The sequence below is a fragment of the Methylocaldum sp. genome (assembly GCF_035627495.1).
In the GTDB taxonomy this organism is placed as follows: Bacteria; Pseudomonadota; Gammaproteobacteria; order Methylococcales; family Methylococcaceae; genus Methylocaldum.
The window spans coordinates 1-7,809 of the sequence record NZ_DASPLO010000144.1; the positions used below are offsets into that span (position 1 = coordinate 1).

Annotated in this window: 6 protein-coding genes, 1 tRNA gene and 2 pseudogenes; 6 read left to right on the plus strand and 3 right to left on the minus strand. The window is 52.2% G+C overall.

Annotated elements, in window-relative coordinates; translation table 11 throughout:
• Positions 1-1,001: 1,001 nt before the first annotated feature.
• The gene (locus tag VEB01_RS23100; RefSeq protein ID WP_324875628.1) at positions 1,002-1,223 is read right to left on the minus strand and encodes a retron Se72 family effector protein; all 222 of its coding nucleotides are present in this window, start codon (positions 1,221-1,223) and stop codon (positions 1,002-1,004) included.
• On the minus strand, positions 1,223-2,395 hold the full coding sequence (locus VEB01_RS11710) for a reverse transcriptase family protein (RefSeq protein ID WP_324875629.1): 1,173 nt from the start codon (positions 2,393-2,395) through the stop codon (positions 1,223-1,225). The genes VEB01_RS23100 and VEB01_RS11710 overlap by 1 nt, the downstream gene beginning before the upstream one ends.
• 782 nt (positions 2,396-3,177) lie before the next feature.
• On the opposite strand from VEB01_RS11710, the gene VEB01_RS11715 reads away from it, so the two are divergent.
• From VEB01_RS11715 to VEB01_RS11725, 4 genes and pseudogenes are all read left to right on the plus strand, one after another.
• Complete coding sequence (locus VEB01_RS11715) at positions 3,178-4,080, plus strand: hypothetical protein (protein WP_324875631.1); 903 nt, start codon at positions 3,178-3,180, stop codon at positions 4,078-4,080.
• Between the two features lie 241 nt (positions 4,081-4,321).
• A complete protein-coding gene (locus VEB01_RS11720) occupies positions 4,322-5,623 on the plus strand; it encodes a hypothetical protein (protein ID WP_324875633.1) in 1,302 nt (433 codons plus the stop codon).
• Positions 5,592-5,780, plus strand: a pseudogene (locus VEB01_RS23105) (helix-turn-helix domain-containing protein); the annotation flags it as partial. The gene VEB01_RS11720 and the pseudogene VEB01_RS23105, both read left to right, overlap by 32 nt.
• A gap of 59 nt (positions 5,781-5,839) precedes the next feature.
• A complete protein-coding gene (locus VEB01_RS11725; RefSeq protein WP_324875635.1) occupies positions 5,840-6,862 on the plus strand; it encodes a tyrosine-type recombinase/integrase in 1,023 nt (340 codons plus the stop codon).
• Between the two features lie 50 nt (positions 6,863-6,912).
• Here VEB01_RS11725 and VEB01_RS11730 read toward each other — a convergent pair.
• A tRNA-Phe gene (locus VEB01_RS11730) sits at positions 6,913-6,988 on the minus strand.
• 161 nt (positions 6,989-7,149) lie between these two features.
• On the opposite strand from VEB01_RS11730, the gene VEB01_RS23110 reads away from it, so the two are divergent.
• Positions 7,150-7,443 carry a transposase-like zinc-binding domain-containing protein gene (locus tag VEB01_RS23110; protein ID WP_414675458.1) on the plus strand — a complete coding sequence of 98 codons (294 nt, stop codon included), beginning with the start codon at positions 7,150-7,152 and terminating at the stop codon, positions 7,441-7,443.
• A 28-nt stretch (positions 7,444-7,471) separates the two neighbouring features.
• Positions 7,472-7,809: pseudogene (locus VEB01_RS11735) on the plus strand (IS1 family transposase); the annotation flags it as partial.

The window sequence follows — 7,809 nt, forward strand, 5'->3', positions numbered from 1 at the left end:
ACGGTCGTACGGCTAATGCCATGTTTCTTCGCCAGGGCGCGCTCGCTCAGTTCGGAGTCTCGAATCGCCTGCCGCACGGCGGGGGTGGTGCGGGCGTTCTTGTGAAGACAAATTTGCATGGTTAGGGACCTCAACCGGCATATCCAAAGACCTCCCGGAGCACGCTCCGGGCCTCGAACAGAGCATAGCTCCTTCTTGGTAAAGAATCACACGGGACCTGACAACTACGGACCAACCGCTGTGTGCTTCAAATAGCCGGTGGCCTACAGCTTGTGAAGGTCTCCCATTGGGCCCAAAGCGAACATAGCGACCGGTGATTTAACTCGCTCTTCAGCCCAAACTGATTGGTTGATCCCACGCGCCAATATCGCCTGAGAACGTGGGCGGAACGAGGGTCTGTTCACGATTTCGGACATTTCATTTTGGGAACTGGTGTTTTGTATGTTCCATGCCTAACGCAGCTTTGCGCCGCTGACCGATATGAGCGGAGCTTAAGCAGAGCACAAAGCGAAAGAGCCAGGGGCATCCGCAGATCAAGCGTCTCTGGACGATCGGGATCAGAAACCGGAAATTGTGCTGATACGCCGCGCCTGATTGTGCGACACACTCCGGCAAAAGGAAATTTGTAGGTCGGAAAATCAAGTTAAATACTTGATTTAATGGTGGCCAGGGACGGAATCGAACCGCCGACACGGGGATTTTCAGGAACGAAATATGAATTAAGGTACTTTTAAAATCAATACCTTGCAAACGCCCGCAACGCAAAACGAAGTGCTATAAAGCGCTGAATTGATTAGCCCGTAACGCCAGAACGGTTACGAAATGGCTACGGCCCATAAGGGATGCAATGCCAGCAGGTATTCCATCTCAAAAGTCATCTGGTCAGCGCAATGTTTTGAAAGTCCGGTTTTAAGATACAGGCGGGGATGGAGCTAGAACTAGGACTAAAAAGGCCGCTCCACGGCCTCTGCTGATATCTTCAAAAAAGGACTTTACGCGATCTATATCGCACTACCCTCTTTTTTAATCAGGGTGGCTCTGGGGCCTTTCGGTGTCTTTGTTACATTGAATGAGACTCTATCGCCAATATCAATATTTTCGTCTTTACACTTTAAGTCTGTGTAGAAGAAAAAAACATCTTTCCCTCGCTCCCTACGGATAAATCCGAAACCTTTCAGTGTGAAGTACTCTCTAATGATGCCAATTTCCCTTTCTGTAGACATCACCGCTCCCAATATTTCTTTATTGACGGTACCTGAGGGTGTTTTTCAGAAATTTCTTTCCGTAATGATTTAGACAACTTTTTGTCTGTTCTTGAAAGAATCCCAAGTGAATAATAGGCTTTATTTAATTTTTTAATAAAACCTATTCTGTAATGAGATTGTGATGGCTTTCCGCAAATGGTTTTAACTTCCCTTATTATTGAGTTTTTATTATGCTCATCACATAGGGGAAATACGTCTTGGAGCCTGCCGCGATAATCTTGTGCATTAGCATGGTTATGTCTAGCTAACTTTGCTACTTTTCCTGAAACCATGTTCCAAAGCTTGTGATAATCATCGGAATAGGGATCTTCTTTGTACTTTTGTTCGCAAATATGGGTTAGAAGCCTAATGTATCTACGCTCTTCTTTCTGAATGCGTGGCTGATTATGTCCAATCCAGACACCTGTCACACAAAGGTCTGATATTCCATGCTTTCTATAGGAAATCTTGGTTTTCTTATTATTGATCTTTAAACCATATTTGGTGCAAAGTGCTGCTATATCTTTTATTGGTGATTCTATGTCTTCTACGTGTGTTAACGAGGAAATAGTTATATCATCAAGAAGCCTTGAGTATCTCCAGCCATGGCGTCTCAAGCTTTGAACTAATTTATATTCGGAGTTAAAAAAGACAAGATTGGCTAGATAAGAAGAGCAACATCCACCCTGAGGGACTCGCCCATTAAATGTTGTCAAATCAGTCAGAAGGTTTGCAACGTCGGGTTCAAAGTTGAAAAAAAGTTTGAAAATTTTTAAAACCTTTTCTCGCTGAATATTTGTATAAAAGTTCTTTATATCAAGGGTAATGACAATTTCTGGCTTGCCATGTATAGAGGCGTTCTTGATGTAATCTCTTGGATTATTCTTGTCCTTAATTCCACCCTGTAAGTAAAGTGGATATTGTACATGCTCTAATATACGAGTGTTTATTCGTTTTTGGAGCTTTTTTAACTCGTGTTTTGGTTCAACTACGGTCCTGAAACTACCATTCTTTTTTGGTATATCAAAGCTCGTGTATGACTGGTCTACTTTCCTGGCAATATCACAAAGCAAATCCGGGTGCGTCCCGAGAGTTCTAGCAAGCACCTGGACCGAACCAATAGGGAGATGGAAATATTGCGGTTTATCCATGTTCGCAAAAAATAGAAAGCAAAAATACTAGGAGTCGGTTACAAGACGTTCAAATTTGAAAGCATGGCTCCAAGCTTGAGTAATGCCGTAACCAAGGAAATTATAGCCACGTACATGGTCAAACAATTTCCTTTGTCCAATCCAACTTGCTTATCAGTCTCAACTCGACCTGTTGAGTTGACTTGATCGCTCTTCTTCACGAAAGAGATTGTCAATTTGTATTGCATGTTACACATGAAACATATGCCTCCGCACTTGTTGTTAAAAGGGCCGGACCAAGTACGGAGTAGGGGATACTATGATTGGATGGACAGACTCCAAAGTATTTACGCCGGACAACGGTCGCGTAGCGGCCGGCAGTCCGAGGGCGGCGGGATGGAAACCGCACCAGCCCGGTCATGACCTTTATGGGTCGCCTCGTAAAGAGGCATCGATTCCCCAAGCAATATCAAAAAGACTTTTTTATAAAGAGCACAGCAAACAGGCGAAGTGCACCTGCCGAATACAATTGTAGGTGAAATTTTTAGAAATGGTCAATGTAGTGAACCCGCATGAATTAGGTGGCTGATTTTTTCCAGGTTTTCTACTGCACTGTCATAAAGATGAAATTCCCGTAATAACGTGGGCTTATCTGTGTAGGTAGCATAGATTTATCTCTAGAGTGCAAGATACGGACGAGAGAGCGTCTGTTATCTGGAGGACCGGTCCGCAGGAGTTCTGGTAGATTTCCATGTCGACTCGTCTATTCTCTTCGGTAATATCTATGCCTATCTCGTATTGTCATGTTGCCGCCCAAGCCTAGTAAGGACGTAGCAGTTCGCTATCTTCAAAAAGCGATGCCGGAATATGGCTGGCTACTCGAAACACTCCAGAAGGATGGTGGACGGGTGCGTCTCAATTCCAATACCTACCGAATTCTCGAAAATCTTAAGGTTACCGACTACGCCAAGGTCTACGTCAATGAGTTGGCGATCCCCAGAGCTCTAATGCTCGCGTTCTTCGATCCTGAGGAACTTAAAGGATGGGAAGCCGAACTCACCGTCGCAACTGATGAAGAGCGGACTGCGTTTCTCGATGAGTGGGCGATGTATTTAGAATCCGGGGAATTTGATGCTGCATGGGACTTTGAGCTGCCGAAGACGCCGGAGGATGAGGCGCGAGCACAGCGGTTGTTTGAAGCTTTGGATGAGAATGAAAAGGCAGAAGCCATCAGGCGCGGCCAGTATTTCTTTATCTTCTTTATGGCGAGCTTTCATAACCTACTGGCCGTCATGGTACACGGGCGAAAGCTCACTCAGCTCGTGGCGGAGGCTATGGCCGGCGATGATGACGCCTTCATGATGGCGGTCCATATCGACTGGTCGATCCTGAAAGCCATTCCGTATTTCGTGGAACGCGAAGAGCGCGCATGCCAGGAAGTCGATACAGACTTTCTGGAAACACTCGGGCGATGGCGCAGCAAACCGCCCCTGCAAGGGAGAATCAAATTCCGGCTCTTATTCCTCCTGTTTGCGTTTCTCGAAAGCTTCAATCTGCTGGATGGAACACTGACGGATACGGAAATCCTTGATCTCTGCGATGCGGCAGGTCTTGATCGGTGGCAAAACCGAATTGAGGACGTCAGTTACCTCAGAAAGCGCCGGCTCCAATATCGCCGCTTCCAGAAACACAAGCGCCTCTATTAGTCAATGCACTCAGATTCTTTTTCAGTACATCGAGTCCTCAAGATGTAGTGCCTAGATTACGCAACCGTAGCGGGACGGATGGGCCGTCCTGCCAAAACGGTCAAGGTGATTTATGCACGACTCAGACAAACCGCAGCCAGGCTCAACGCCGTCTAAACAACGGTCTCCTTCTTCAAGTGGCGCCGCCGTCGAGGCGCGGGAGTGCGGAGGTACGACGCATCCCGTGCCGAGCGGTGGCCCCATGGCAACGGGAAGTCCGTTAAGCGATGGGGCAAGCCCTTCGGCGGAACTGGCCGCTCCAGGTGCGCCGCCTAGTAACACAGCACCTGCAAATTACAGCGAGAACCTGGAAGGGGAGGCTTCGGCTCGGCTTCTTCGGTTCGGAATCGATAGTCTCTATCTCTCCTATCCGGGGAAACTCGCTTCCGGCTGGGCGCAGCGCCTGGAAGGATTGAAACGGGCGGCGCAATCGACGGAAGAGGGTGAACGCTCGAACGCGCAAGTCAGGATCGGTGGCCACTTGTTCGAAGTAAAGGATAAGGGCAAAGGCCGGTTTGCCTACGTGCTGGTGGATAACTGCTTTCATATCCAGTTGTCGAGCGGGCAGAGCAGCGCCTTGCCCATGGCCTATGTCCAGCTCTCCAGCGAACTTTTGACCGCGATTCCAGTGCACGAGGCCGAAGCCCAGCTTCGCTACATCGTGAACACCTTGGGCCGGGTCGAGAGTCCCGCCCAAATCAGCCGAGCCGATCTTTTCGCCGATGTCGTCTCATCCCTTGCCATGGACAGTTGGCGTCAAGACGCTTGGGTGACACGGGCGCACAAAATCTGGATGCATTACGAGAAGCGCCGCTTCTCCGGCTGGAGCATCGGTCTCGGGGGTACCCTGGGCGCTCGGCTCTATAACAAGACCTTGGAACTTGAGAAGAGCAAAAAGGATTACCTCAAGCCCTTGTGGGCCGCCTGTGGCTGGCAAGAGGGAGAAACGGTCTGGCGACTCGAATTCGAGTTTAACCGGGACGTGCTGCGGGAACTCGGCGTCTTGGCTTTGGTCGATCTGCCGCCAAGTCTCGGCGGGCTCTGGCGCTATGCCACGGAAACCTGGCTCCGGCTCACCGCGCCGAACCCGGACGACAGCAATCAAACCCGCTGGCCTAATCATCCCTTCTGGGATGCTTTAGCCTCAGTGCCCTGGTCGGGGGATAGCGGGCAACCCTTGGGCCGGGTTCGTAAGGAACGCCTGCCCTCCGATAAATCCCTCTTCATCAATGGCCTCGGCGGGCTTACCTCGTTCATGGCCCGCCACAGTATCACCGACCTTGGCGAAGGCTTCGGCGAATTCCTCGCCCATGCCGAACGCTTCCACGATAGCTATCAGCGACAGAGCGGCAAGGACTTTAAGGGCTATGTCCTGGAGAAGGTCAGCGCCAAAGGCCGGAAATACAACACGCTGGAGAACCGTAACAAGGAAACCGAAAGGGACGAGCGCGAACGCACCCGGAAAGATGCCCATGCGTACCGAAAAGCCAAAGACGGCGAGTGAGAGTCGAGAAGAGGTAAATACCCTGACGCTCGATGAAGCCGCACGCTTTTTGCACCTGCATCCTGTAACGCTCCGGGACAAAGCCAGGGCGGGGGAGATCCCCGCCGCCAAGGTCGGCAAGCGCTGGCTGTTCCTGGGCGTTGACCTCACGGAGTGGCTCCGCACACAATACCGGCCGCGGGCGTTGCAAGGTGACAGCCGAAATGAGGTAAACGCATGTCACTTTACAAACGCAAAGATTCATCGGTGTGGTGGATCAAGCTCTCCGTCAACGGACGACGCATACAAAAAAGCACTGGGACTGACGACCGAAAGCAAGCCCAGGAACTCCACGACAGGCTCAAGGCGGAACTCTGGGAGCAAAGCCGGCTTGGGGTGAAACCGGGGTATCTCTGGCAGGAGGCGGTCCTCCGCTGGCTCCAGGAGACCGCGCACAAGGCCAGCCAGGATAGCGACAAAAAGCACCTGCGCTGGCTGGATGCCCATCTCCAAGGGGTGCGGCTGAGGGACATCGATCGGGATATGCTGGATTCGCTCATTCAGGCGAAGAAAGCGACCGGGGCCGCCAATGGCACCATCAACCGGATGTTAGCTCTCGTGCGGGCTATCCTAAAGAAAGCCGTGCATGAGTGGGAGTGGCTGGATGGAATGCCGAGGGTTCGGCTCTTACCCGAACCCAAGCAGCGTATCCGGTTCTTGATCTCAGAGGAGGCCGAACGGCTCATGGACGAGCTCCCGGCGCATTTGGCGGCCATGGTGCGGTTCAGTCTGGAAACCGGGCTTCGGCAGGCCAACGTCACCGGGCTCCTTTGGGAGCAGGTAGACTTGGTGCGAAAGGTCGCCTGGCTCTATGCGGACCAGATGAAAGCTCGAAGAGCCGTGGCGGTGCCCTTGTCGGATGTCGCGGTGATGGTGATCCGCCAGCAACTCGGCCAACACCCGACCCATGTGTTCAGCTATCAGGGGAGGGCGGTCAAGCAGGTGAACAATCATGCCTGGCAGAAGGCGCTAAAGCGGGCGGGGATTTCGGATTTCCGCTGGCATGACCTTCGCCACACCTGGGCGAGCTGGCATGTGCAACGGGGGACACCCTTGCATGTGCTCCAGGAGCTCGGGGGTTGGGAAACGGTGCAGATGGTAAGGCGCTATGCCCACTTCGGGGCCGAACATCTGGCGGGGTATGTCACCAGTTTGACCGGGGCGCCACGCTTAGTGGCTACGAAACGGCTACGGTCCTAGAAACGAAAAAGGCCTACCCGAAGGTAAGCCTCTGAAATCGTGTCAATTCGTGGTGGCCAGGGACGGAATCGAACCGCCGACACGGGGATTTTCAGTCCCCTGCTCTACCAACTGAGCTACCTGGCCAGTGGCGAATCGAGTTGCGTATTAAACCTGTTACGAAGTTCCCAGTCAAGCACCAATGTTTTTAAAATATTTCAGATGACGATTAGGACTCCGAAAAGGAGTAGTGAATAACTTGAGAATGATGAGGTCTAATATGGATTCGTTCATCAGGGGCTTCAGTTATGGTGGTTCAAACTCTCCTATGCCCGCACTGCGGAAGTGATCGACTGGTCCGGAACGGTCATGCGCCCAATGGCAAACAGAAGTTCCTATGCCACGCCTGCGGCCGCCAAAGTCGTCAACATCCCTCGCCTCGGGGCTATTCCGAGGCGGCGCGCGAGCAGATTCTAAGGGCTTATCAGGAGCGCAGCAGCTTGCGGGGGCTTCAACGCACCTTCGGCGTGGCACCGGCCACCGTCGCCAAGTGGCTCAAAAAAAGTCCAGCATCTGCCGCCGCTGGCCATCACCGTCGTTGAATCACCGCGGGACGTCAGTATTCGGCCGATGCTCGAGCTCGATGAGCTTTGGAGCTATGTCGGCCGAAAGTCTCAGCCGATCTGGCTGTGGATCGCCTTCGCCCGACACTCCCGCCAAGGGGTCGCCTAGGCCTTGGGGGATCGCACGGAAGCGACGGCCCGGCAACTCTGGGAGCGGCTACCGGTACGCTATCGACGGGCCTTAGCTTACACCGATGGCTGGGAACCATATACCGCGGTGATTCCCGCCGACCAACACCACGCTGGCCCGAAACGGGACGGGCAAACCGCTCATGTCGAACGCGGGAACAACACCGTGCGCCAGCGGTCGGCGCGCTATACCCGAAAAACCCTGGCGTTCTCCAA

Bases quoted from the DNA above. Each gene is read 5' to 3' on its own strand.
- VEB01_RS11715 (WP_324875631.1), top strand. From the start codon at position 3,178: ATGTTGCCGCCCAAGCCTAGTAAGGACGTAGCAGTTCGCTATCTTCAA.
- VEB01_RS11720 (WP_324875633.1), top strand. From the start codon at position 4,322: ATGGCAACGGGAAGTCCGTTAAGCGATGGGGCAAGCCCTTCGGCGGAA.
- VEB01_RS23100 (WP_324875628.1), bottom strand. From the start codon at position 1,223: ATGTCTACAGAAAGGGAAATTGGCATCATTAGAGAGTACTTCACACTG.
- VEB01_RS11725 (WP_324875635.1), top strand. From the start codon at position 5,840: ATGTCACTTTACAAACGCAAAGATTCATCGGTGTGGTGGATCAAGCTC.
- VEB01_RS11710 (WP_324875629.1), bottom strand. From the start codon at position 2,395: ATGGATAAACCGCAATATTTCCATCTCCCTATTGGTTCGGTCCAGGTG.
- VEB01_RS23110 (WP_414675458.1), top strand. From the start codon at position 7,150: ATGGTGGTTCAAACTCTCCTATGCCCGCACTGCGGAAGTGATCGACTG.